At 58.8% G+C, this 24,218-nt stretch carries 20 protein-coding genes and 1 other RNA gene; 9 read left to right on the forward strand and 12 right to left on the reverse strand.

Annotated features, from left to right (window positions below; translation table 11 throughout):
* Window positions 1-3: 3 nt before the first annotated feature.
* Window positions 4-312, forward strand: coding sequence for a YhbY family RNA-binding protein (locus AB4P90_RS24635; RefSeq protein WP_003176146.1), 309 nt, complete (start codon window positions 4-6; stop codon window positions 310-312).
* A gap of 9 nt (window positions 313-321) precedes the next feature.
* Here AB4P90_RS24635 and AB4P90_RS24640 read toward each other — a convergent pair whose 3' ends face one another.
* The 8 genes from AB4P90_RS24640 to grpE form a co-directional block, all read right to left on the reverse strand.
* On the reverse strand, window positions 322-726 hold the full coding sequence (locus tag AB4P90_RS24640) for an MFS transporter (RefSeq protein WP_395605437.1): 405 nt from the start codon (window positions 724-726) through the stop codon (window positions 322-324).
* Window positions 727-754: 28 nt separating this feature from the next.
* Window positions 755-1,231, reverse strand: a complete 477-nt coding sequence (gene greA, locus AB4P90_RS24645) for a transcription elongation factor GreA (RefSeq protein ID WP_032873232.1) — start codon at window positions 1,229-1,231, stop codon at window positions 755-757.
* A 2-nt stretch (window positions 1,232-1,233) separates the two neighbouring features.
* Window positions 1,234-4,455, reverse strand: a complete 3,222-nt coding sequence (carB, locus tag AB4P90_RS24650; RefSeq protein WP_003194205.1) for a carbamoyl-phosphate synthase large subunit — start codon at window positions 4,453-4,455, stop codon at window positions 1,234-1,236.
* Window positions 4,456-4,560: 105 nt separating this feature from the next.
* Window positions 4,561-5,697, reverse strand: a complete 1,137-nt coding sequence (gene carA, locus AB4P90_RS24655) for a glutamine-hydrolyzing carbamoyl-phosphate synthase small subunit (protein WP_003194208.1) — start codon at window positions 5,695-5,697, stop codon at window positions 4,561-4,563.
* 259 nt (window positions 5,698-5,956) lie between these two features.
* Window positions 5,957-6,763 carry a 4-hydroxy-tetrahydrodipicolinate reductase gene (gene dapB, locus AB4P90_RS24660; RefSeq protein WP_014719957.1) on the reverse strand — a complete coding sequence of 269 codons (807 nt, stop codon included), beginning with the start codon at window positions 6,761-6,763 and terminating at the stop codon, window positions 5,957-5,959.
* A gap of 10 nt (window positions 6,764-6,773) precedes the next feature.
* A complete protein-coding gene (dnaJ, locus tag AB4P90_RS24665) occupies window positions 6,774-7,898 on the reverse strand; it encodes a molecular chaperone DnaJ (RefSeq protein WP_014719958.1) in 1,125 nt (374 codons plus the stop codon).
* Between the two features lie 316 nt (window positions 7,899-8,214).
* Entirely contained in the window at window positions 8,215-10,131 is a 1,917-nt protein-coding gene (gene dnaK / locus AB4P90_RS24670; protein ID WP_014719959.1) for a molecular chaperone DnaK, read from the reverse strand.
* A gap of 102 nt (window positions 10,132-10,233) precedes the next feature.
* A complete protein-coding gene (gene grpE / locus AB4P90_RS24675; RefSeq protein ID WP_395605438.1) occupies window positions 10,234-10,794 on the reverse strand; it encodes a nucleotide exchange factor GrpE in 561 nt (186 codons plus the stop codon).
* Between the two features lie 254 nt (window positions 10,795-11,048).
* Between grpE and recN the strand changes: the two genes are divergently transcribed.
* Complete coding sequence (gene recN, locus AB4P90_RS24680) at window positions 11,049-12,722, forward strand: DNA repair protein RecN (RefSeq protein WP_003194217.1); 1,674 nt, start codon at window positions 11,049-11,051, stop codon at window positions 12,720-12,722.
* An 85-nt stretch (window positions 12,723-12,807) separates the two neighbouring features.
* Here the strand turns inward: recN and fur are convergent, their stop codons facing one another.
* Window positions 12,808-13,212: a ferric iron uptake transcriptional regulator gene (gene fur / locus AB4P90_RS24685; protein WP_003194220.1), complete on the reverse strand. Its 405-nt coding sequence runs from the start codon at window positions 13,210-13,212 to the stop codon at window positions 12,808-12,810.
* A gap of 98 nt (window positions 13,213-13,310) precedes the next feature.
* Between fur and AB4P90_RS24690 the strand changes: the two genes are divergently transcribed.
* Window positions 13,311-13,838, forward strand: a complete 528-nt coding sequence (locus AB4P90_RS24690) for an outer membrane protein assembly factor BamE (RefSeq protein WP_019817954.1) — start codon at window positions 13,311-13,313, stop codon at window positions 13,836-13,838.
* Window positions 13,839-14,144: 306 nt separating this feature from the next.
* Here the strand turns inward: AB4P90_RS24690 and AB4P90_RS24695 are convergent, their stop codons facing one another.
* The gene (locus AB4P90_RS24695; protein WP_127881943.1) at window positions 14,145-14,447 is read right to left on the reverse strand and encodes an RnfH family protein; all 303 of its coding nucleotides are present in this window, start codon (window positions 14,445-14,447) and stop codon (window positions 14,145-14,147) included.
* A complete protein-coding gene (locus AB4P90_RS24700; protein ID WP_003194226.1) occupies window positions 14,440-14,874 on the reverse strand; it encodes a type II toxin-antitoxin system RatA family toxin in 435 nt (144 codons plus the stop codon). The genes AB4P90_RS24695 and AB4P90_RS24700 overlap by 8 nt, the downstream gene beginning before the upstream one ends.
* Before the next feature lie 167 nt (window positions 14,875-15,041).
* Here AB4P90_RS24700 and smpB point away from each other — a divergent pair, with 167 nt between their 5' ends.
* Window positions 15,042-15,524: an SsrA-binding protein SmpB gene (gene smpB, locus AB4P90_RS24705; RefSeq protein WP_014719962.1), complete on the forward strand. Its 483-nt coding sequence runs from the start codon at window positions 15,042-15,044 to the stop codon at window positions 15,522-15,524.
* 27 nt (window positions 15,525-15,551) lie between these two features.
* Here the strand turns inward: smpB and AB4P90_RS24710 are convergent, their stop codons facing one another.
* Window positions 15,552-16,319: an FCD domain-containing protein gene (locus tag AB4P90_RS24710; protein WP_014719963.1), complete on the reverse strand. Its 768-nt coding sequence runs from the start codon at window positions 16,317-16,319 to the stop codon at window positions 15,552-15,554.
* A gap of 251 nt (window positions 16,320-16,570) precedes the next feature.
* Here AB4P90_RS24710 and AB4P90_RS24715 point away from each other — a divergent pair, with 251 nt between their 5' ends.
* The 5 genes from AB4P90_RS24715 (at window position 16,571) to AB4P90_RS24735 (ending at window position 23,495) form a co-directional block, all read left to right on the forward strand.
* Window positions 16,571-18,265 (forward strand): lactate permease LctP family transporter, encoded by a 1,695-nt coding sequence (locus AB4P90_RS24715; RefSeq protein ID WP_395605439.1) that lies wholly within the window; start codon window positions 16,571-16,573, stop codon window positions 18,263-18,265.
* Between the two features lie 70 nt (window positions 18,266-18,335).
* The gene (locus tag AB4P90_RS24720; protein WP_395605440.1) at window positions 18,336-21,170 is read left to right on the forward strand and encodes an FAD-binding and (Fe-S)-binding domain-containing protein; all 2,835 of its coding nucleotides are present in this window, start codon (window positions 18,336-18,338) and stop codon (window positions 21,168-21,170) included.
* Window positions 21,171-21,282: 112 nt separating this feature from the next.
* Window positions 21,283-21,561, forward strand: coding sequence for a hypothetical protein (locus AB4P90_RS24725; RefSeq protein WP_003194233.1), 279 nt, complete (start codon window positions 21,283-21,285; stop codon window positions 21,559-21,561).
* Between the two features lie 94 nt (window positions 21,562-21,655).
* Window positions 21,656-22,052: a transfer-messenger RNA gene (ssrA, locus tag AB4P90_RS24730) on the forward strand.
* Window positions 22,053-22,238: 186 nt separating this feature from the next.
* Window positions 22,239-23,495, forward strand: a complete 1,257-nt coding sequence (locus AB4P90_RS24735) for an integrase domain-containing protein (protein WP_073844153.1) — start codon at window positions 22,239-22,241, stop codon at window positions 23,493-23,495.
* Window positions 23,496-24,218: the final 723 nt, after the last annotated feature.

Genomic DNA, 24,218 nt, shown 5'->3' on the forward strand with positions numbered 1-24,218 from the left:
ATTATGCCGCTCACTCAAGAGCAGAAGAAACAGTACAAATCCATTGGCCACCATCTGAAACCAGTTCTGATTGTGGCAGACAACGGTTTGACTGAGGGTGTGCTAGCCGAATTCGAGCGCGCACTGAACGATCACGAACTGATCAAGATCAAGGTCAACATCCTTGATCGCGAAGCGCGCCTGGCCGCCGTTGCAGAACTGTGCAAGGTCGGCAAAGCGGACCTGGTTCAGGTCATCGGCAAGATGGCGCTGCTGTATCGCAAGAACTTCAGCGTCAACAAGCAACTGTCGAACGTTCATCGCTTCAAATGATGAAAAGGGTCAAGGGCGTGCTTCGCGCGCCCCGCCACTCCATCCCGGCGCAGGTTGCATAACCAGCACCAGGCCAGAGAACCCTAGCACAAGATAGCTGAATAACTGCCAGCGCAACGCTTGCGGCAGCCACACATGCACCACGCAAAACATTGCGCATGCATACAGCGCCATCAACAGCAGTTGCCCGCGGATATCCCGCCACAAACTCTTCAGGCCTTCGGCCTTGATCAGCACCAACGCCTGAAGCATCACGCACGTCGCCGCAAAACCCACCAGCAGCGCACTCAGCAATCCGTCGATCTCATCGATCAGCAGCGGCGCCAGGCCAATCAGGCCCAACGCCGGCAATACACCAATATGTAACAGCCATAGGCCGCCCACCCAAAGCATCTGAGAGAGCTGCCAAAGCATGGCGCCCGCACGCAGCGGGCGCCGTCTTTCAGATGTGACGAACTTCGACAATCTCGTACTCAATGACGCCGCTCGGCGTTTTCACGGCAACCACGTCGCCTTCTTCCTTGGCAATCAGGGCGCGAGCAATCGGCGAGCCGACAGAGATCTTGCCTTGCTTGAAGTCAGCCTCATCCTCACCCACGATCTGGTAAGTCACGCTTTCGTCGGTCTCGACGTTGGCGATTTCCACGGTCGTGCCGAAAATTACCTTGCCGGTATGCGGGATGGTGGTGACATCGATGATCACCGCATTCTGCATACGGCCTTCGATGTCACGAATCCGCGCCTCGACCATACCCTGCTGCTCGCGAGCAGCGTGGTATTCGGCGTTTTCCTTCAAGTCACCCAGCTCGCGGGCCGTACCGATGTCCTGGCTCAGCTTTGGACGTACGACCTTGGTCAGATGGGCGTGCTCCTCTTCCAGGGCGCGCGCGCCCTGAACGGTCATCGGGTATTTGGTTATGCTCATGCCTTCAATCCTGCGTGTAGATCCTGCAAGCGACGCACGGTCTTTTCCGGACCGAACTTCAGCGCTTCACAGATAGCTTCGCCAGCAGCAATGGTAGTGGTGCAGTAAATCTTGTGCTGCAAGGCATTACGACGAATGGAATAGGAGTCCGCGATCGACTGGCGACCTTCGGTGGTGTTGATGATCAGAGTGACTTCGTCATTCTTGATCATGTCGACCACATGCGGACGGCCTTCCGTCACCTTGTTCACGCGACGTACTTTCAGGCCGGCAGCTTCGATCAGCTTGGCGGTCCCGGCGGTAGCCACGACTTCAAAGCCCAAGTTGATCAGATCGCGGGCGACCCCTGCAACCAGTGGTTTGTCATCATCACGTACGCTGATAAACGCAGTACCGCCGGTCGGCAGCACTTCACTGGCACCCATCTGGGCCTTGGCGAATGCTTCACCGAAGGTATCGCCCACACCCATCACTTCACCGGTGGACTTCATCTCTGGGCCCAGGATCGGGTCCACACCAGGGAATTTGGCGAACGGGAACACCGCCTCTTTCACACTGTAGAAGTTCGGAATGATTTCCTTGGTAAAGCCGATTTCCTTCAGGGTCTTACCAGCCATCACACGCGCAGCGATCATGGCCAGGGACACACCGATGCACTTGGACACGAACGGTACGGTACGCGAAGCACGCGGGTTGACTTCAATGACGTAGATGTCTTCGCCTTGCAGCGCCAACTGTACGTTCATCAGGCCGACCACACCCAGTTCCAGGGCCATCTTCTTGACCTGTTCGCGCATCTCGTCCTGGATATGCGCCGGCAGCGAGTACGGCGGCAGGGAGCACGCGGAGTCACCGGAGTGAACGCCGGCCTGCTCGATGTGCTGCATGATCGCGCCGATCACGACGTCAGTACCGTCGCAGACCGCGTCCACGTCCATTTCGATGGCGCAGTTGAGGAAGTGGTCCAGCAGCACCGGGCTGTCGTTGGAGACTTTCACCGCATCACGCAGGTAGCGCTTGAGTTCTTCTTCTTCGTAGACGATTTCCATCGCCCGGCCGCCCAGTACGTAGGACGGACGCACCACCAGCGGGTAGCCGATCTTGCTGGCCGCGCGAATGGCTTCGTCTTCGCTGCGCACGGTGGCGTTCGGCGGCTGACGCAGGTTCAGGCGCTCAACCATCTGCTGGAAACGCTCACGGTCTTCGGCACGGTCGATTGCATCCGGGCTGGTACCGATGATCGGCACGCCAGCGGCTTCGAGGGCACGCGCCAGTTTCAGCGGGGTCTGGCCGCCGTACTGGACGATCACGCCTTTAGGCTTCTCGACCCGGCAGATTTCCAATACGTCTTCCAGCGTTACCGGCTCGAAGTACAGACGGTCGGACGTGTCGTAGTCAGTGGAAACCGTTTCCGGGTTGCAGTTGACCATGATGGTCTCGTACCCGTCTTCGCGCAGGGCGAGGGCGGCGTGTACGCAGCAGTAGTCGAACTCGATGCCCTGGCCGATACGGTTCGGACCGCCACCCAGGATGATGATCTTGTCGCGGCCCGTCGGCGCGGCTTCGCACTCTTCCTCATAGGTGGAGTACATGTAGGCCGTGTCGGTGGCGAATTCTGCGGCGCAGGTGTCAACGCGCTTGTAGACCGGGAAGATATCCAGCTTGTGGCGATGAGTACGCAGGTTCTTCTCGGTCACACCCAGCAGCTTGGCCAGACGCTGGTCGGAGAAGCCTTTGCGCTTGAGGCGGAACATCAGGTCGCGGTCGATAGACGACAGACCCAGCGTCTTGACCTTCTCTTCTTCCTTGATCAGATCTTCGATCTGCACCAGGAACCACGGGTCGATCATGTTCATGCCGAAGATATCTTCGACGCTCAGGCCGGCACGGAAGGCGTCAGCCACGTACCAGATACGCTCGGCGCCCGGCACGGTCAGCTCGCGCTTGAGGATGCTCATGCTTTCCGGGTTGCTCAGGTCGAGCTTCTCGTCCAGGCCGCAAACACCGACTTCCAGGCCGCGCAGCGCTTTCTGCAGGGATTCCTGGAACGTGCGGCCGATGGCCATGACTTCACCGACCGACTTCATCTGGGTGGTCAGGCGCGCATCCGCCTTGGCGAATTTTTCGAAGGCAAAGCGCGGCAGCTTGGTCACGACGTAGTCGATAGACGGCTCGAAAGACGCCGGCATAGCGCCGCCGGTGATTTCGTTTTGCAGCTCGTCCAAGGTGTAGCCGATAGCCAGCTTGGCAGCGATACGCGCAATCGGGAAGCCGGTCGCTTTCGAGGCCAGCGCCGAAGAACGCGATACACGTGGGTTCATCTCGATCACGACCATGCGGCCGGTGTCCGGGCAGATGCCGAACTGGACGTTGGAACCGCCGGTTTCAACGCCGATCTCGCGCAATACCGCCAAGGAGGCGTTACGCAGGATCTGGTATTCCTTGTCGGTCAGGGTCTGTGCTGGTGCCACGGTGATCGAGTCACCGGTGTGCACGCCCATCGGGTCGAAGTTTTCGATGGAGCAGACGATGATGCAGTTGTCCTTCTTATCGCGGACAACCTCCATCTCATATTCTTTCCAGCCGATCAGCGATTCGTCGATCAGCAGCTCTTTGGTCGGCGACAGGTCCAGGCCACGCGCGCAGATTTCTTCGAACTCTTCACGGTTGTAAGCAATACCACCGCCGGTGCCGCCCATGGTGAAGGACGGACGGATGATGCACGGGAAGCCCAGGGTCTCGAGGACCGCATTGGCCTCTTCCATGCTGTGGGCGATACCGGAACGCGGGCACGCCAGGCCGATGGACTTCATGGCCTTGTCGAAACGCGAACGATCTTCAGCCTTGTCGATGGTGTCGGCATTGGCACCGATCATCTCTACGCCGAACTTTTCCAGGACGCCTTCGCGCTCCAGGTCCAAGGCGCAGTTCAGAGCGGTCTGGCCACCCATGGTTGGCAGCAGCGCGTCCGGACGCTCTTTTTCGATGATCTTGGCAACGGTCTGCCACTTGATCGGCTCGATGTAGGTGGCGTCGGCCATGGCCGGGTCGGTCATGATGGTGGCCGGGTTGGAGTTCACCAGGATGACGCGGTAGCCCTCCTCGCGCAGGGCTTTACAGGCCTGCGCGCCGGAGTAGTCGAATTCGCAGGCCTGGCCGATCACGATCGGGCCAGCGCCGAGAATCAGGATGCTTTTTATGTCTGTACGTTTTGGCATGGGTTTGTCACTCAAATCCGCAGGTCAGTCGGCAAGCCGTCTTGAACAATCTTTGAAGAGCCTGCGGGGGCCACCGCAATCCGGGGCCGCCCGCTGGCCACTCAGTCAGCGTCGCTTGGCCATCTCATTGATGAAACGGTCGAACAGCGGCGCTACGTCGTTCGGGCCCGGGCTGGCTTCAGGGTGGCCCTGGAAGCTGAACGCGCTCTTGTCGGTGCGCTCGATGCCTTGCAGGGAACCGTCGAACAGCGACTTGTGAATGGCGCGCACGTTGCTCGGCAGGGAGGCTTCATCCACCGCAAAACCGTGGTTCTGGCTGGTGATCATCACAACGCCGGTGTCCAGGTCTTGTACTGGGTGGTTGGCACCGTGGTGGCCGTGGCCCATTTTCAGGGTCTTGGCGCCGGAGGCCAAAGCCAGCAACTGGTGGCCAAGGCAGATGCCGAACACCGGAATCTCGGTCTCCAGTACGTCCTTGATGGCCTGGATAGCGTAGTCGCATGGCTCAGGGTCACCCGGGCCGTTGGACAGGAACACACCGTCCGGCTGCATCGCGAGCACATCGCTGGCAGGGGTTTGCGCGGGCACCACGGTCACACGGCAACCGCGCTCGACCAGCATGCGCAGGATGTTGTACTTGACGCCGTAGTCATAGGCGACCACGTGGTAAGGCAGATCGGCAGCCTCGATAGTCGCGTGGCTGTCGGTCTTCAGATCCCACACAGTGGAACGCCACTCGTACTTCTCTTTAACGCTGACGACTTTCGCCAGGTCCATGCCCTTCAGGCCAGGGAAACCTTGCGCCGCGGCAATCGCCGCCTCTTCGGAGATATTGTCACCGACCATGATGCAGCCGTTCTGCGAGCCTTTTTCACGCAGGATGCGCGTGAGGCGGCGCGTATCGATACCGGCGATCGCCACAACGTTGTTGGCTTTCAGGTAATCGGACAGCGACATCGTGTTACGCCAGTTGCTCGCAACCAGTGGCAGGTCACGAATCACCAGGCCCGCCGACCAGACACGATCAGACTCGACATCTTCCGGCGTAGTGCCGGTGTTGCCGATGTGCGGATAGGTCAGGGTAACGATCTGTTGGGCGTAGGAAGGATCGGTAAGGATTTCCTGATAGCCGGTCATGGCAGTGTTAAACACCACCTCTCCAACGGTCTGACCGTCGGCTCCAATGGCTTCGCCGCGAAAAATGCTGCCATCAGCAAGGGCGAGTATGGCTGGCTTAGTCAAGAAGACCTCCCGTAAATAAAGCCTGAAAGGGCGATCGCAGGTTGTAAAAAAGCGGAGTGACGTATGGACACGTCACCCCGCTTCTTCACTGAATTATTCTGCGCGCTTTTAGTGGACACACTAAAGCTGTAGCTTACAGAAAAAGGCTTTTTTGGTCCACCGCTAATGAGCCTTAAAGGCAGGGGAATGCGACAGGACGTCGCCTAGCGGGTAAAAACGGGGCCACAGGATAATCCTGAGCCCCCGTTTTAGCTACTGGTTAGTGCAAATCCAGCACGTCACGCATGTCGTACAGGCCCGGCTCGCGGCCGTCCAACCAAAGCGCAGCACGCACCGCGCCCTTGGCGAAAGTCATGCGGCTGGAGGCTTTGTGCGTGATCTCCAGGCGCTCGCCTTCGGTGGCGAACAGCACGGTGTGATCGCCAACCACATCACCACCGCGCACGGTTGCAAAACCGATGGTGTCGCGTGCGCGCTCCCCTGTGTGGCCTTCACGCCCGTATACCGCCACTTTCGACAAATCGCGGCCCAGCGCATCGGCAATAGCTTCACCCATGCGCAACGCAGTGCCCGACGGGGCGTCGATCTTGTGACGGTGATGAGTCTCGATAATCTCGATATCAGCCTCATCACCCAGCACGCGCGCCGCCAGGTCCAGCAATTTCAGCGACAGGTTTACGCCCACGCTGAAATTGGCAGCGAAGACGATCGGAATATCCTTGCCCGCCTCCACCAGCAACTGTTTCTGCTCGGCGCTCAAACCGGTGGTACCGATCACCATAGCCTTGCCCGCCTTACGGCAGAAGGCCAGATTTTTCAGCATCACTTCCGGCAGGGTGAAGTCGATCAGCACGTCGAACTCGTCAGCCACCTGCTCAAGGTTGCCAGACAACGAAACACCGATGCGGCCCAATGAGGCCAACTCACCTGCGTCCGCGCCGATCAACGTACTGCCTGGGCGAACAATCGCCGCCGTCAGCCCGGAGGCCGGCGAGCGTTGCTGCACCGCCTCGACCAGCGTCTTGCCCATGCGCCCGGCAGCGCCCATTACGGCTATACGTCGCATATTCAGATCCTTACAGGTCGCCGAAGAAGCGTTTTACACCGTCGAAGAAGCCCGTAGTCTTCGGCGAGTGGGAGTCATCGCCTTCCAACGAGCTGCGGAACTCTTCCAGCAGTTCACGCTGACGACGATTCAGGTTCACCGGGGTTTCCACCGCCACACGGCACATCAGGTCGCCAGCACCGCCACCACGCACGGGCGCAACGCCTTTGCCACGAATGCGGAACTGCTTGCCGGTTTGAGTCCCTTCGGGAATCTTGAGTTTGACCCGACCATCCAGCGTCGGAATCTCCAGCTCGCCACCCAGGGCCGCATCAACAAAGCTTATTGGCACTTCGCAGAACAAGTGCTTGCCGTCACGCTGGAAGATCGAGTGCTCGCGCACATTGATCACCACGTACAGGTCGCCCGTAGGGCCACCCTGGGCACCCGCCTCGCCTTCGCCCGACAGTCGAATACGATCACCGGTATCCACACCCGCCGGCACTTTCACCGACAGCGTCTTGTACTCTTCGACGCGGCCTTCGCCGTGGCAGGAGTCGCACGGATCGGAAATGATCTTGCCCTGGCCATGGCAACGCGGGCAGGTTTGCTGCACCGAGAAGAAGCCCTGCTGCATGCGTACCTGCCCGATACCGCCGCAGGTCGGGCACGTGATCGGCGAGGAGCCTTTCTTCGCACCCGAGCCGTCGCACGGCTTGCAGTTGACCAGCGTCGGCACACGGATATTGACACTGGTGCCGCGCACGGCTTCTTCCAGGTTCAGCTCCAGGGTGTAACGCAGGTCGCTGCCGCGCTGAGGGCCGCCACGCTGACCGCCACGGCCGCCGCCGAAGAAGTCGCTGAATACGTCGCCGAAAATATCGGAGAAGTTCTGGCCACCAAAACCGGCACCGCCGCCGCCCATGCTCGGGTCGACGCCAGCATGGCCATACTGGTCGTAGGCCGCACGCTTATTGGGATCACACAGGCATTCGTAGGCCTCGTTGGCCTCTTTGAACATCTCTTCGGATTCTTTGTTATCCGGATTACGGTCCGGGTGGTGCTTCATCGCCAGGCGACGGTAGGCTTTTTTCAGCTCCGCCTCGCTGGCGCCACGCTCCACACCCAATACTTCGTAATAGTCACGCTTTGCCATAAGTCTTTGCACTCTTAAGGACGTTCGACCTGGCCCTCCTGAACCCTGCCAAACTCGTTGAGCCCCAATACAGGCCCGGACCCAACTCACGTCAATTCAACGATCCTGGTCATTACTGTTTTCAGCCAGGGAGCCGGCCAAAAACGCGGTGACTGTCATTCGGAAAGCAGGAGCATTCCCGTTCACACCGCCAGCATCCGAGCGTTGTCGCATGCTGTAAAAATTCGCATACCCCAGACACGCCAACGCGGGAGCAAGCTCCCGCGCGGCGACATCCTACCAGTCACCGCTTGTGCGCGGTCAACCGGGCGACAACTTACTTGTTGTCTTTAACTTCTTCGAACTCAGCATCGACAACATCGTCGTGCTTGGCTTCAGGCTCTGCTTGTTGCGCAGCGCCGTCAGCCGGCTGGCCTTGCTCGGCGTACATTTTCTGAGCAACTGGCGCGGAGACTTTCGACAGCTCCTCAACCTTGGCTTCGATGGCAGCCTTGTCGTCGCCTTTAATGGCGGCTTCCAGGGCAACCACTGCCGCTTCGATTGCGGTTTTCTCTTCGTCTGTCACTTTGTCGCCAGCATCAGCGATCATTTTGCGCGTCGAGTGAACCAGCGCGTCACCCTGGTTACGGGCGCCTGCCAACTCTTCGAACTTCTTGTCGGCTTCAGCATTGGTTTCAGCATCACGGATCATCTGTTGAATTTCTTCATCAGACAGGCCGGAGTTGGCCTTGATGGTGATCTTCTGCTCTTTGCCGGTGGCCTTGTCTTTCGCGCCGACGTGCAGGATGCCGTTGGCGTCGATGTCGAAGGTCACTTCGATTTGTGGCACGCCACGTGGTGCTGGTGGAATCTCAGCCAGGTCGAACTTGCCCAGGGACTTGTTCTGTGCGGCTTGCTTACGCTCGCCCTGCAGCACGTGGATAGTCACGGCGCCCTGGTTGTCATCGGCAGTCGAGAACACCTGGGATTTCTTGGTAGGAATCGTGGTGTTTTTCTCGATCAGCGCAGTCATCACGCCACCCATGGTTTCGATACCCAGGGTCAGCGGGCTTACGTCCAGCAGCAGCACGTCTTTCACATCACCGGCCAGTACGGCACCCTGGATGGCAGCACCCATGGCAACGGCTTCGTCCGGGTTCACGTCTTTACGGGCTTCTTTGCCGAAGAACTCGGTAACCAGCTTCTGAACCAGTGGCATACGGGTCTGACCGCCTACCAGGATCACGTCGTTGATCGAGCCAACGTCGATACCGGAGTCTTTCAGCGCGATGCGGCAAGGTTCGATGGTGCGCTGAACCAGGTCTTCAACCAATGCTTCGAGCTTGGAACGCGAGATCTTCACGTTCAAGTGCTTAGGACCGGTAGCGTCTGCAGTGATGTACGGCAGGTTCACGTCAGTCGACTGAGCGGAAGACAGCTCGATCTTGGCTTTTTCAGCGGCTTCTTTCAGGCGCTGCATGGCCAGCGGGTCACCCTTGAGGTTCATGCCGCTTTCTTTCTTGAATTCGTCAACGAGGTAGTCGATCAGACGAATGTCAAAGTCTTCACCACCCAGGAAGGTGTCACCGTTGGTGGCCAACACTTCGAACTGGTGCTCGCCGTCAACTTCTGCGATCTCGATCACGGAGACGTCGAACGTACCGCCACCCAGGTCGTAAACGATCACGGTGTGGTCGCCCTTGGCCTTGTCCATACCGTAAGCCAGCGCGGCTGCGGTTGGTTCGTTGATGATACGTTTTACATCCAGGCCCGCGATGCGGCCGGCGTCTTTGGTAGCCTGGCGCTGGCTGTCGTTGAAGTAGGCCGGAACGGTGATCACCGCTTCAGTCACCGCTTCACCGAGGTAGTCTTCGGCGGTCTTTTTCATCTTTTTCAAGATTTCAGCCGAGATTTGCGGCGGCGACATTTTCTGGCCGTTCACTTCAACCCAGGCGTCACCGTTGTCGGCCTTGGCGATTTTGTAAGGCACCATCTTGATGTCTTTCTGTACGACTTCTTCGTCGAACTTACGACCAATCAGACGCTTTACCGCGTACAGGGTGTTGTGCGGGTTGGTCACCGCCTGACGCTTGGCCGATTGACCGACGAGGATTTCACCGTCGTTGGCGTAAGCGATGATCGACGGAGTGGTACGTGCGCCTTCGGCGTTTTCAATAACTTTTGCAACGCCGTTTTCCAGCACGGAGACGCAGGAGTTGGTGGTCCCCAGGTCGATACCGATAATTTTGCCCATGATTTACTCTCCCGAAACTTGAATTTGGTTGCCGCAGCAGTTTTGGCTAACTGCGGTAGCACTTAAACGCTTGACTTATAAATGGGGGCCTTGCGGCGAATTTCAAGCCTGCTCATCAATAGAAGGTGCAACGGGTGCAGGAGCCTTGCTCACCACCACCATTGCCGGACGCATCAGGCGACCGTTGAGCTGGTAACCCTTCTGGAACACCTTGATCACGCTATTAGGTTCCAGCTCATGGCTTTCCTGCATGGCCATGGCTTGGTGATGTTCAGCATTGAACGGCTCGCCGGCTTGCGGATCGATAGCTTCCAACTGATAACGCTTCAGGGTGTCCTGGAACATTTTCAGGGTCAGCTCGATGCCTTCGCGCATTGGGCGGATGTTTTCATCGTCCGGGTTGGACAACTCAAGACCACGCTCCAGGCTGTCGATGATCGGCAGCAGGTCACCGGCGAATTTTTCCAGCGCGAACTTGTGAGCCTTCTCTACATCCTGCTCGGCACGGCGGCGGACGTTCTGCAGATCGGCGGCAACACGCAACGATTGATCCTGCGCAGCGGCCAATTGCTCTTCGAGCACTTGCACACGTGTCGCCAGTTCATCACCGGCAGCCGAATTGGCGTCTGGAGTTTGCGTATCCTGCGTCTGTTCGTCAGCCATAGATTTCTCCTTTCAAAATCATGCGCGAACTCAACTCGCGCTTCTGCTCCGGTATATGGGGCCACAATTTTCAGGTTCAAGGGCGCAGGCGTTACCAAAAGTCTTTCGATTGACCTGGATCATTTCCTTCACGCTCATTCCACATCGCGCTAAAAAAATTAACGACTCAAGCAAATCGAGCTAAGTGCCAGGATTGTCAGGCCTGAACAAAACACTGTATAAATAACCAGACCTAAAGCCTGGGAGCGGCCGTCATGCTCGTGCACCTGTCTGTACATAACTACGCCATCGTTGAACATCTGGATCTTGAACTGGATCGCGGGATGAGCGTAATCACAGGCGAAACCGGCGCCGGCAAGTCGATCATGCTCGACGCCCTCGGCCTGACGCTTGGCGACCGCGCCGACAGTGGCGTGGTACGCCCTGGCTCCGACAAGGCCGACATCCTGGCCACCTTCGACCTGGCGGACATCCCCGAAGCCGAGGCATGGCTGGCCGAGCGCGACCTTAATAATGAAGGCCCCTGCATTCTGCGCCGGGTGATCACCGCCGAGGGGCGCTCGCGCGGCTATATCAACGGCACGCCTTGCCCTCTGGGCGACTTGAAAGCCCTGGGCGAATTGCTGATCGATATCCACAGTCAGCACGAACACCAATCCCTGTTGAAAACCGATACCCACCGTCGCCTGCTCGATGAGTACGCCGGCGCCACCGATCTTTCCCGGCAAGTTCAACTGGCCGCCCAACGCTGGCGCCAGACACGCCAGGAACTGGAACGCCTCTCCAACTCCGGCGACGAACAACGCGCCCGCCACCAGTTGCTCAGCTATCAACTGGAAGAGCTCGAGAGTCTGGGCCTGGGTGAGACAGAGCTGGAGCAACTTGAGCAGGAACACAAGAACCTGACCAACGCCGAGACCCTGCTGGGTATCTGCCGCCAGGTCGTCGAGCAATGTAGTGAGAGCGACTCCGGCAATGTCCTTAATGCACTGACCGCCAGCCTCAACCGCCTGTCCAGCGTGAACAATGCTTCCGGCTCACTGAGCGAAGCGACCACCCTGTTGACCAGCGCGCAGATCCAGGTTGAAGAGGCCGTGGGCGAACTCAATCGTTTCCTGGACCATTTCGACGCCGACCCAGCTCGCCTGCAGGAAATAGAAGAACGCCTGGACACTATTTATACACTGGCTCGCAAGCATCGAATCCAGCCGACAGAAGTCGCAACCATGCAGCAGAAACTGCTGGATGAAATCGAAACACTCAACGCGAACGACGAATCTATCGAACGACTGGGCGAAGAGCTCGCTTCGTTTGCCCGTCATTATCAGGAAAAAGCCCGGGAGCTGAGCGCTCTGCGCCAGCAGGCAGCTACTAGCCTGGCAAGCGCCGTTGAGCTGGAAATCCAACGCCTGGGCATGCCAGGCGGGCGCTTCACCATCGAGCTGCATCCCAACGCCAGTCAAGAATTGCAGCCCCATGGGCTGGAGCACGTCGAACTGCTGGTGAGTGCCAACCCCGGCCAACCGCTCAAGGCCCTGGCCAAAGTGGCCTCCGGCGGCGAACTCTCGCGGATCAGCCTGGCGATCCAAGTGATTACCGCCCAGACCTCACGGGTACCCACCCTGGTATTCGATGAGGTGGATGTGGGCATTGGCGGGCCGACCGCAGAAATTGTTGGCCAATTGCTGCGTCGCCTGGGGGATCGCGGCCAGGTGCTTACGGTGACCCACTTGCCGCAAGTGGCAGCCCAAGGGCATCAGCACCTGTTTGTGCATAAGGTGCGCGGCAGTGACGCGACACACACCGCCGTCTCCAAGCTGAACAAGTCGGAACGGGTGGAGGAAGTGGCGCGGATGCTCGGCGGTATCGACTTGACCAAGGAGTCCTTGGCTCACGCGAAAAAAATGGTGGTGGCCGCGAAGGCCTGAAGCGATATTTTCCACTCTATAGAAAGCACGAAGGCGACCCGAGGGTCGCCTTCAATCGTTTCGCAAAGCAAAACTGCGTCGATTTTTACTTTTTCTTACGGATGTACAACACGAGATTATGGTCGACCAAATCGAACCCATGCTCTTCAGCAATCTTGTGCTGCAGCGCTTCGATTTCAGGGCTGGTGAACTCGATAACCTCATTGGTATCCAGATCAACCATGTGGTCATGGTGACCACCGTCAGCCAATTCAAACACCGCATGACCGCCGTCGAAATTATGACGAACCACCAGCCCTGCGGCTTCAAACTGGGTCAGTACACGGTAGACCGTGGCCAGGCCGACGTCCTCGTTAGACTCCATCAGCGCCTTGTAAACATCTTCGGCACTCATGTGGCGCTGCTCAGCAGAATCGAGCATTTGTAGAATCTTGACTCGTGGCAGAGTCACTTTGAGACCGGCTTTGCGTAGTTCGCTATTTTCAACCATGGTTAGCTTTCTCGCGGATGCTGCTTCGCAGCTTCTCTTAATACGGGTATGATCGGCGTTTACGTTGTCCCAGCCAAGATAGTGGAAGTCGCCCACCGATGCAAAACACCAAGCTCTTGCTAACCAGTTTCACCTTTGTGGGACTGCTCGCACTCGCCGGTTGTTCATTCCCCGGGGTTTACAAAATCGACATCCAGCAGGGCAATGTCGTCACGCAGGACATGATAGACCAGTTACGCCCGGGAATGACCCGACGGCAAGTACGGTTTATCATGGGTAATCCCCTGCTGACCGACACTTTCCATGCCGATCGCTGGGATTATCTCTACAGCCTGCAGCCTGGTGGCGGTGAACGCCAGCAGGAGCGCGTCAGTGTCATCTTCAATGGCAATGACCAGCTCGTGAGCCTGTCCGGTGACTTCATGCCCGGCGTAAGCCGCGATGAAGCCTTGCTGGGCAAGGACAGCGGCACCAACGTGACCGCACCTGCGCAGGAAGCTGAAAAACCAAAATCCGAGGTACCGGCCAAGCCAGGTTCGTTGCTGGACACCATCCAGAAAGACATCGACAACGTGGAAACCGTGCCCGTCCCGACGCCTGAGCCTCTGGACACCAGCCCGCAATAATTTTGCGCTCGATAAAAAGCCCGGCATGCCGGGCTTTTTGTTGCCTGCCATTTACATAGGCATCTCTACATAACCTTGGTGCGACGCTGAACCTGTGGGAGCTGGCTTGCCTGCGAAAGCGATCTGACAGTCAACCAGGATCCTGGATCAGATCGAGAACATACCCGTTATCGGGACCGCCCCTTCCACATTTGGATCGCGGGTATCAGGTAGATATGCGCCGGCTATCAGGGCGTCATCGCAGGCAAGCCAGCTCCCACAGTTGGATCGCGGCGCTCCAGATAGCTAGGCTGCCATTTGGCAAGTTCAAGAATTCGCTTGCCTGGCCAATGCCGCCTTGGCCGCGCGTAGCCTGCGCACCTCTTTAGGGTCGGCCAGCAAAGGCCGGTAGATCTCAATACGGTCGCCTGCTTGTACGCAACGCGCCCCGGCATCCACGACAACCTTGCCAAATATACCCAGCGGGCAATCAGCCAGATCAACGTCAGGAAAATGCGCCGCTATTCCCGACGCCCGCACCGCCTCGCGCAAACTAGTGCCTTCAGCCACCTTTACCCCCAGCAACACCTGGCGATCCTCAGCGGCGAACACCACCTCAATCTCAACCATGCAGTTGCTTGGCGCGCTGACAGAACGCGTCCACCAGGGTATTGGCTGCCTGATTGAACAAAGGCCCCAACGTCGCACGAACAATCGGCCCGGCATAATCAAACGAAAGATCCAGGCTGATCTTGCAGGCCTTGTCCGTCAGCGCCTTGAACACCCACACACCGTGCAACTGGGTGAACGGCCCTTCCTGCAGGTTCATTTCGATGGACTGGCCCGGCACCAGCACATTACGCGTCACAAAATGCTGGCTGAGGCCGCCTTTGGCCACCCCCACGCTGGCAACCATGTGCTCGTCACTGCTCTCCAGAACCTCGGCCGTCGAGCACCAAGGCAGAAACTCCGGGTAACGCGCCACGTCGTTGACCAGGTCATAGAGCGCCTGCGCCGGGTAGGGCAACAGGGCCGAACGTTGAATATGCGTCGTCATGTGAGCGTTACTTCCACTGCTTAAGGCAAACATCGCGAAAGAACAGCCCAATCCGCGAGAGAAAAAAACCAAAGAACTGCCCGCATTGTCCGGGATTCGTCCAACTCGCTCAAGCACACAGGTTGACCGTAGCCGACACGCTCGCAACTCCCTATAATGCCGCCCCTATGGCTAAACAAAAGAAACACCCCACAGGGACCATCGCGCAAAATAAAAAAGCGCGACACGATTACTTCATCGAACATCGGTTCGAGGCTGGTCTGGTCCTGGCCGGCTGGGAAGTAAAAAGTCTGCGTGCCAGCAAACTGCAGCTGGTCGACAGTTATGTGCTGCTCAAGGATGGCGAGGCATGGCTGCTTGGCAGTCATATCACTCCGCTGACCACCGCGAGCACCCACGTGATTGCCGACCCGGTGCGTACGCGCAAGTTGTTGCTCAATGCCCGCGAGCTCGAAAAACTCGCCGCAGCCGTGCAGCAAAAAGGCTACGCGTGTGTCTGCTTGTCCTGGTACTGGAGCAAGCACCTGGTCAAATGCGAGATCGCATTGGGCAAGGGCAAGAAGGAATACGACAAGCGCGACACCGAACGCGAGCGCGATTCCAATCGCGAGCTGCATCGCGCCGTGCGCAACAAGGGCAAGGAAGAATAATCCTTGTGACGGTGTAGCCCACGCGGGCTACATCCCTTTGCGTCGCTCCGCCCGAGCCACGCGTTGAACCTCCTGACGCACCTCCTCCAACACCTCCTGCACATACAGCAGATGCCGTGTCGAGACTTCGCGCGCCTGCTCGGCCCGCCCCTCGATGATGGCCAGGTACAAGTCCCGATGCTGATTGATCAGCATGTCGCGGGTCTCGGTACGCTGCTGGTACATGCCACCAATATTCGTCACCACGTTACGCTTGAGCAGGTCGAACAGCCCGCGAATGGTGTGCAGCAACACGGCGTTATGACTGGCTTCGGCAATCGCCAAGTGAAACCTTGCATCCGCAGCACCCTCCTCCACTCGGCTCACTTCGTCGGCGCGCGCATAGCAATCCTGCAACGCTTCAAACGCTGCGGTCAGCCGTTCACGGTCGACTTCCGTGGCGCGTAACGCCGCGTAATAAGCACACGAAGCCTCAAGGGTCTGGCGAAACTCCAGCAGATCGCGCTGCGCTTCGGGATTGCTTTCCAACAAGTGCAACAGCGGATCGCTGAAGGTCGAACCCAGGGAGTCCACCACATAGTTGCCACCTCCCTGGCGGCTGACCAGCAACCCCTTGGCCGCCAGTTTCTGAATCGCCTCACGCAACGACGGGCGCGACACACCAAAGCGCTCGGCTAACGCGCGCTCGGCCGGCAAGCGCTCGCCCGACTTCAGCGTGCCCTCGAGAATCATCCCCTCAAGCTGCTCGACAATATCGTCAGACAAACGGCGCTGACGCACCTGATCAAACCCCATAACTCACTCTCCACCATCCCGACCACTCGCCGGGGCCCCTATTCTGGCCTATCGACGTGCCGGCAGCACCTATCAGAACGCCTTCAATTTCGCCGATCAGAACACCCCGCCTCCCGACCTACGACCAAAGTTTCGCAGGCGGCAAATTGACACACCCCTGCCCTGGCTCTTAATCTAGCCCACAGCGATTGTAAATTGGTATTACCAATTACCCAAGCTCACCAAACAACAACAATCAGGGGCCACCCCATATGCAAACCTGGCAACAGCTTTACAGCCCACTCGGCAGCCTCGGCCTGTCCGCACTGGCCGCCGTCATTCCTATCGTATTCTTCTTCCTGGCGCTGGCCGTGTTCCGCCTCAAAGGCCATGTGGCCGGCAGCATCACCCTGGCCCTGTCGATCCTGGTCGCCATTTTCGCCTTCCAGATGCCCGTAGACATGGCACTGGCTGCGGCCGGTTATGGTTTTGCCTACGGCCTGTGGCCCATCGCCTGGATCATCGTCGCGGCTGTATTCCTGTACAAATTGACGGTCAAGAGCGGCCAGTTCGAAATCATCCGCAGCTCCGTTTTGTCGATCACCGACGACCAGCGCTTGCAGGTGTTGCTGATCGGTTTTTGCTTTGGTGCCTTCCTGGAAGGTGCGGCCGGTTTTGGCGCGCCCGTGGCGATCACCGCCGCGCTGCTGGTAGGCCTGGGTTTCAACCCGCTGTACGCCGCCGGCCTGTGCCTGATCGCCAATACCGCGCCTGTGGCCTTCGGCGCATTAGGCATTCCGATCATTGTCGCAGGCCAGGTCACCGGTATTGATGCGTTCAAGATTGGCGCCATGACCGGCCGCCAACTGCCGCTGCTGTCGTTGTTCGTGCCGTTCTGGCTGGTGTTCATGATGGACGGCCTGCGCGGCGTTCGCGAAACCTGGCCGGCAGCCTCGGTGGCGGGCTTGAGCTTTGCCGTCACCCAATATTTCACCTCGAACTTCATTGGCCCAGAGCTGCCGGACATCACCTCGGCACTCGCCAGCCTGATTGCCCTGACGCTGTTCCTGAAAGTCTGGCAACCCAAGCGCACCGCAGGCGCACAAATTGCCGGCGCCACCTCCAGCGTAGCGGTCACTTCCAGCGCCGGCGGCTTCGGCTTGCCACGCAACACCGTGGTTTCGCCCTACAGCCTGGGGCAAATTTTCAAGGCATGGTCGCCGTTCCTGATCCTCACCGTACTGGTGACCATCTGGACTCTCAAACCCTTCAAGGCCCTGTTCGCCGCGGGCGGCTCGATGTACGGCTGGGTGTTCAATTTCGCGATCCCGCACCTGGATCAACTGGTGGTTAAAGTCGCGCCCATCGTGACCAACCCCACCGCCATCCCGGCCGTCTTCAAGCTGGACCCGATATCTGCCACCGGCACTGCAATCTTCTTCTCGGCACTGGTCTCCATGCTGGTGTTGAAAATCGACGTCAAAACTGGTCTTACCACTTTAAAAGAAACCTTCTTTGAGCTGCGCTGGCCGATCCTGTCCATCGGCATGGTGCTGGCATTCGCCTTCGTCACCAACTACTCCGGTATGTCCTCGACCATGGCCCTGGTTCTGGCTGGCACCGGTGCTGCCTTCCCGTTCTTCTCTCCATTCCTTGGCTGGCTGGGAGTTTTCCTGACAGGCTCCGATACCTCATCCAACGCCCTGTTCAGCTCACTGCAAGCCACTACCGCGCACCAGATCGGCGTCAACGACACCCTGCTGGTAGCCGCGAACACCAGCGGTGGCGTGACCGGCAAAATGATCTCGCCGCAATCAATCGCCGTGGCCTGCGCCGCCACCGGCCTGGTGGGCAAGGAATCCGACCTGTTCCGCTTTACCCTCAAGCACAGCCTGTTTTTTGCCACCATCGTCGGGCTGATCACCTTGGCGCAGGCGTACTGGTTCACCGGTATGCTGGTGCACTGAGACCTGCACGTAATAGGGTAAGAATCGACGCCGGGGCACCCTTCCGGCGTCTGCTATTTCTGGAGGACCGATGAGCCTGCCTGCTGCTTTCCTGAGCGACGTCGCACAACTGATCCCGCAAGATCGTCGCTTCGACGATCCACTTTCCACCCTCGCCTTCGGCACCGACGCCAGCTTCTACCGACTGATCCCACAGCTGGTGATCCGTGTGGAGTCAGAAGACGAAGTGGTAACCCTGCTGCAACTGGCCCAGCGCGACCGCGTGCCGGTGACCTTCCGTGCCGCAGGCACCAGCCTCTCGGGCCAGGCCATCAGCGACTCGGTGCTGATCGTGCTGGGTGATAACTGGAACCACCGCGAAATTCGCGGGCAAGGCACCCAGATACGCCTGCAACCGGGTGTGATCGGCGCCCAGGCCAACGCCTGGCTCGCACCGTTCGGGCGCAAGATCGGCCCGGACCCTGCGTCCATCAATGCTTGCAAGATCGGCGGTATCGTCGCCAACAACGCCAGTGGCATGTGCTGCGGCACGGCGCAAAACACCTACCACACCCTGGCGGGCATCCGTCTGGTGCTGGCCGATGGCAGCCGCCTGGACACCGAAGATGCCGCCAGCGTGCAAGCCTTCCGCCAGTCACATAGTGCACTGCTTGAACGCCTGGCCCTGCTGGGTCGCGAAACACGGGCAAATACTGAGCTGGCGGCAAAGATCCGCCACAAATACCGACTGAAGAACACCACCGGCCTGTCACTCAATGCCTTGGTGGATTTCGATGACCCGCTGGATATCCTCAGCCACCTGCTGGTCGGCTCCGAGGGCACCCTGGGGTTTATCAGTGCGGTCACCTACGACACCGTGATCGATCACCCCAACAAAGCCTCGGCGCTGATCGTCTTCCCGGATGTCGAAACCTGCTGCAACGCAGTCACCGTGCTGAAAACCCAGCCAGTCTCCGCCGTTGAACTGCTGGACCGACGCAGCATGCGCTCGGTGCAGGACAAACCAGGCATGCCTGCTTTCGTACAGCACCTATCGGAAAACGCCTGCGCACTGCTGATCGAATCCCGCGCCGCTTCGTCATCACTGCTGCACGAACAACTGACGCGCATCATGGCGTCCCTGGCGGCGTTTCCCGTGGAGAAACAAGTCGACTTCACCGAAGACCCATTGGAAAACGCCCGCCTGTGGGCAATCCGCAAAGACACCTTCCCCGCCGTAGGCGCCGTACGCAAAACCGGCACCACCGTGATCATCGAAGACGTGACCTTCCCGGTCGAACAACTGGCGATTGGCGTGAACCGCTTGATCGCACTGTTCGACAAACATCACTACGACGAAGCCATCCTTTTCGGACATGCCCTGGAAGGCAATCTGCACTTTGTGTTCACTCAAGGCTTCAACAGCAGCGAAGAAGTCGCACGCTATCAAGCGTTCATGGACGACGTCGCGCAACTGGTGGCCGTGGAGTTCGGTGGTTCGCTGAAGGCTGAACACGGCACCGGCCGCAATATGGCGCCGTTCGTTGAACTGGAATGGGGCAGCGACGCCTATCAACTGATGTGGCAACTCAAGCGCCTGCTCGACCCTAACGGCATCCTCAACCCCGACGTGGTACTCAGCGAAGACCCGCAGATCCACCTCAAACACCTCAAGCCCCTGCCCGCCGCCGATGAGCTTGTGGATAAGTGCATCGAGTGCGGGTTCTGCGAGCCGGTGTGCCCGTCAAAAGGCCTGACCCTGAGCCCGCGCCAGCGCATCGTGATCTGGCGCGATATCCAGGCGAAAAAACGCGCAGGCGTGGACACCACCGAACTGGAAGCGGCCTACCACTACCAGGGCATCGACACCTGCGCCGCTACTGGCTTATGCGCGCAACGTTGCCCTGTAGGCATCAATACCGGCGACCTGGTGAAAAAGCTGCGCAGCCGCGAAGCCGACCGTACGAAAACCGCCGACTGGCTCGCCAGCCATTTCGCCACCGCGCTGCAAGGTGCGCGCTTTACCCTGCACGTCGCCAATGGCGCACGCATGCTGCTGGGTGCTCCACGGCTGACTAGGCTCTCGAGCACGCTGACCAAGCTGTCCAAAGGGCAAATACCGCAGTGGACCAACGCCATGCCACAGCCCGAAAAAGCCATCCGCTTCAGCCCCGCAGTGACGGACGCTCGCCCGCGCGTGGTTTACCTGGCCGCCTGCGTCTCCCGCGCCATGGGCCCGGCAGCCGGCGATAAAGAGCAAATGTCGCTGTACGACAAAACCCGCCAACTGCTGAAAAAAGCCGGCTACCAGGTAGTCTTCCCCGACAACCAGGACAGCCTCTGCTGCGGCCAACCCTTCGCGTCCAAAGGCTACGCCGAGCAGGCCGAACACAAGCGCCAGGAACTGATCGGCGCCCTGCTCCACGCCAGCCGCGGCGGCCTCGACCCGATCTACTGCGACACCAGCCCCTGCACCCTGCGCCTGGTGCAAGAGTTGGGAGAAACGCGCCTAGACCTCTACGACCCGGTGCGCTTTATCCGCACCCACCTGATGGACCGCCTCGACTTCACACCCCAGGAAGCGCCCATCGCTGTACACGTCACCTGCAGCACCCAACACCTGGGCGAGAGCCAGGCACTGATCGAACTGGCGCGACGCTGCGCAAAAACCGTGGTGATCCCCGAAGGCATTCATTGCTGCGGCTTTGCCGGCGACAAAGGCTTCACCACGCCGGAGCTCAACGCCCACTCCCTGCGCTCCCTCAAGGACGCCGTGCAATATTGCAGCGAAGGCATCTCCACCAGCCGCACCTGCGAGATCGGCCTGAGCCAGCATGGCGGCATCGACTACCACGGCCTGGTCTACCTGGTAGACCGCGTCACCCGCGCCCGCGCCCACTGGCCCGGCAAAAAAACCGAACCCTGACGCACCGGCGCAGTCATCTGCATAGGCCTCGACAAACGAGGCCCATCAGTGATGTCGCTGGCAGCGGTTGCACGCCAGCAGCGTCGAGCCCTTTTGCGCAAGGAGACACCCTATGAAGCGTTCCGCTCTTGCTGGCTTGTTCATGACCGCTGCGATGCTCGCCTCCCCTGCTTTCGCCGCCAGTGACAAAGACCTGTGCCAGATCAACCTGGACAAAATCAACAACGGCAAAGCCCTGCTCGCCACCGACACCAGCGGTAAAAGTGGCGAAATAGACACCGCCGTCTCCCAGGCCAAGGCCGCCCACGCCGCAGGTGATGAGAAGAAGTGCATCGAAATCACCTCCAAGGCCCTGCAAGACCTGCAGAACAGCGAGAAAGGCGGCCAGTAAGCGAGAGGGCCAACCTTCGGGTTGGCCTTCGCTGACGTTTTGGCGTACACTGCACAGGCTTGTCACTCACTAAGAAACAACGAGTTACAAGCACGGGGCCGTTTAGGATTCGACGCCGGTCGCGAAACTTTAGGTGCATGCCGAGTTGGTAACAGAACTCGTAAATCCACTGTTGCAACTTCTTATAGTTGCCAATGACGAAAACTACGGCCAGGAATTCGCTCTCGCTGCGTAAGCAGCCTTAGCCCTGAGCTTCTGGTACCTTCGGGTCCAGCAATCACCAGGGGATGTCTGTAAACCCAAAGTGATTGTCATATAGAACAGAATCGCCGTGCAGTACGTTGTGGACGAAGCGGCTAAAACTTACACAACTCGCCCAAAGCACCCTGCCCTTCGGGTCGCTGAGGGTTAACTTAATAGAAACGGCTACGCATGTAGTACCGACAGCGGAGTACTGGCGGACGGGGGTTCAAATCCCCCCGGCTCCACCACTTCATCATCTAAAGACGTCCACGGACGTCTTTTTTTGTGCCTGAAACCCAGTAAATACGGGGCTTTCACCGCCATTGGCTTCCACAGAAGCTTTTAGAGTTCCAGGCGTTTTGGTATCCCAGTTGGTATCCCGAGCCCACTGGTGCTATTTTTGGGATACCAAAACGGTGTCAGAGGTAGCTCTCATGCCTACTAATGCAGCCCGCCTATCAGACCGCCAACTCAAGGCAGTCAAGGCAACAGGAAAAGACTTCGTTCTCACTGACGGCGACGGCCTTCAACTCAGGGTCAGAGCCAGTGGCTCGATGATCTGGAACTTCAATTACCGCGCGCCGGTAACCAAAAGCCGCCTCAACATGGCGCTCGGCCCTTACCCAGCCCTCTCGTTGGCAAATGCCAGAAAGAAAGCAGCTGAGGCACGCGAACTGCTGGCGCAAGGCATCGACCCCAAAGCGCACCGCGATGAGCTAAGGCAGGCCAAGCTGGCAAAAACCGAGCACATATTCGAGAAGGTGGCCACCGCTTGGTTCGAGTTGAAAAAACACTCCGTCACAACGGCCTACGCCGAAGACATCTGGCGCTCACTCACGCTGCATGTTTTCCCCAGCCTCAAAGCCACACCCCTCGCAGACATCACCGCCCCCATGATCATCAAGCTCCTACGCCCGATCGAGGCCAAAGGCAGCCTGGAGACGGTCAAGCGACTTTCCCAACGTCTCAACGAAATCATGGCCTACGGCGTCAACTGCGGACTGATCTTCGCGAACCCGCTCAGCGGCATACGGGCAGCCTTCAAAAAGCCGCAAAAAGAAAACATGCCGGCACTTCCCCCCGAAGAACTACCCGACCTCATGGTGGCGATTGCCAACGCTAGCATTAAACGCATCACCCGCTGCCTCATCGAATGGCAACTGCACACCATGACCCGCCCTGCCGAGGCTGCCGGAACGGCCTGGGCAGAAATTGATTTCGAGAAACGCATCTGGACCATCCCAAAGGAGCGCATGAAAAAACGCCGAGCGCACCCCATCCCCCTGAGCGACCAGACGCTCGCGTTGCTAGAGACACTCAAACCCTATAGCGGCCACCGGGAACATGTGTTTCCGGCAGACCGAAATCCGCGTACTCACGCCAACAGCCAAACCGCGAACATGGCGTTAAAACGTATGGGTTTTCAGGATCGGCTGGTCAGCCACGGCCTGCGATCAATGGCTAGTACCATCCTCAACGAACATGGATGGGACCCGGAGTTGATTGAAGTCGCACTCGCCCATGTCGACAAAGACGAAGTCCGAAGCGCGTACAACCGAGCGGACTACATCGAGCGAAGACGCCCGATGATGACTTGGTGGAGCGACTACATTCAAAAAGCCGCCACCGGCAATTTGTCGGTGACGGCCATTCATGAAAACAAAAACGGGAACGTCATCCCGTTTCGTTAATCAGTTCCTACTGGCGACAGCGGCGACACTGGCGACAACCCACTTATTTAGCGGTCCTGCGCATGGCGACAAAGCGGCGACCGTCGCCACCATCTGCATCGCCCACAAGCTTTTAAGGCCCAGCCCCTGAGGGCAGGAAGGCTTTGCCTTCCCGCCCTCAGGGGCTCACTTTAAAAACCGACGAACGGCCCACTGTCCATTCAAAGCCACCGTCTTCCATACACATCCATCGCCTAAAAACCCCACCCCATACACGGTTGACCACCCTCCGAGCACGCGCTACACCAGAGCCGTAGAGCGCTGTCATCGACAGCATTGCCCAGGTAGCCAGGGATCTTTAAGGCTACGCCCTACAGTGGTGGTCCCAGCCATGCGCGCTCGCTTCCAATTAGGCGCGCAGTCACGCCCAACGTGATCGAAGCCAACTTATCCACAGTGCAAATGCGGCAGCCCACGCCCGTCTCTTTCTCCAGGAAAGAGACGGGCGCCGAAACCACTGCCGCAGCCCTTGCCGGGCAACACATTGCAGCGTTTGTCAATGTGACAATCGGCGTGACAAACCCCGATGTCACACGCAGCAGCAATGCAGATGATGGTGCCGCAGCCCACGGAATGGACTGCACCTGACTGACAGTCAGGCACGCCCTGGTCATCGCATTACTGCCTGCAACAGACTCAGGATCTCGCGGCGCTGGTCTCGTCAGCCAACGCAGCCTCCACCCG

Origin of the sequence: Pseudomonas sp. B16120, assembly GCF_044218845.1 — a bacterium.
Taxonomy (GTDB): domain Bacteria; phylum Pseudomonadota; class Gammaproteobacteria; order Pseudomonadales; family Pseudomonadaceae; genus Aquipseudomonas; species Aquipseudomonas paracarnis.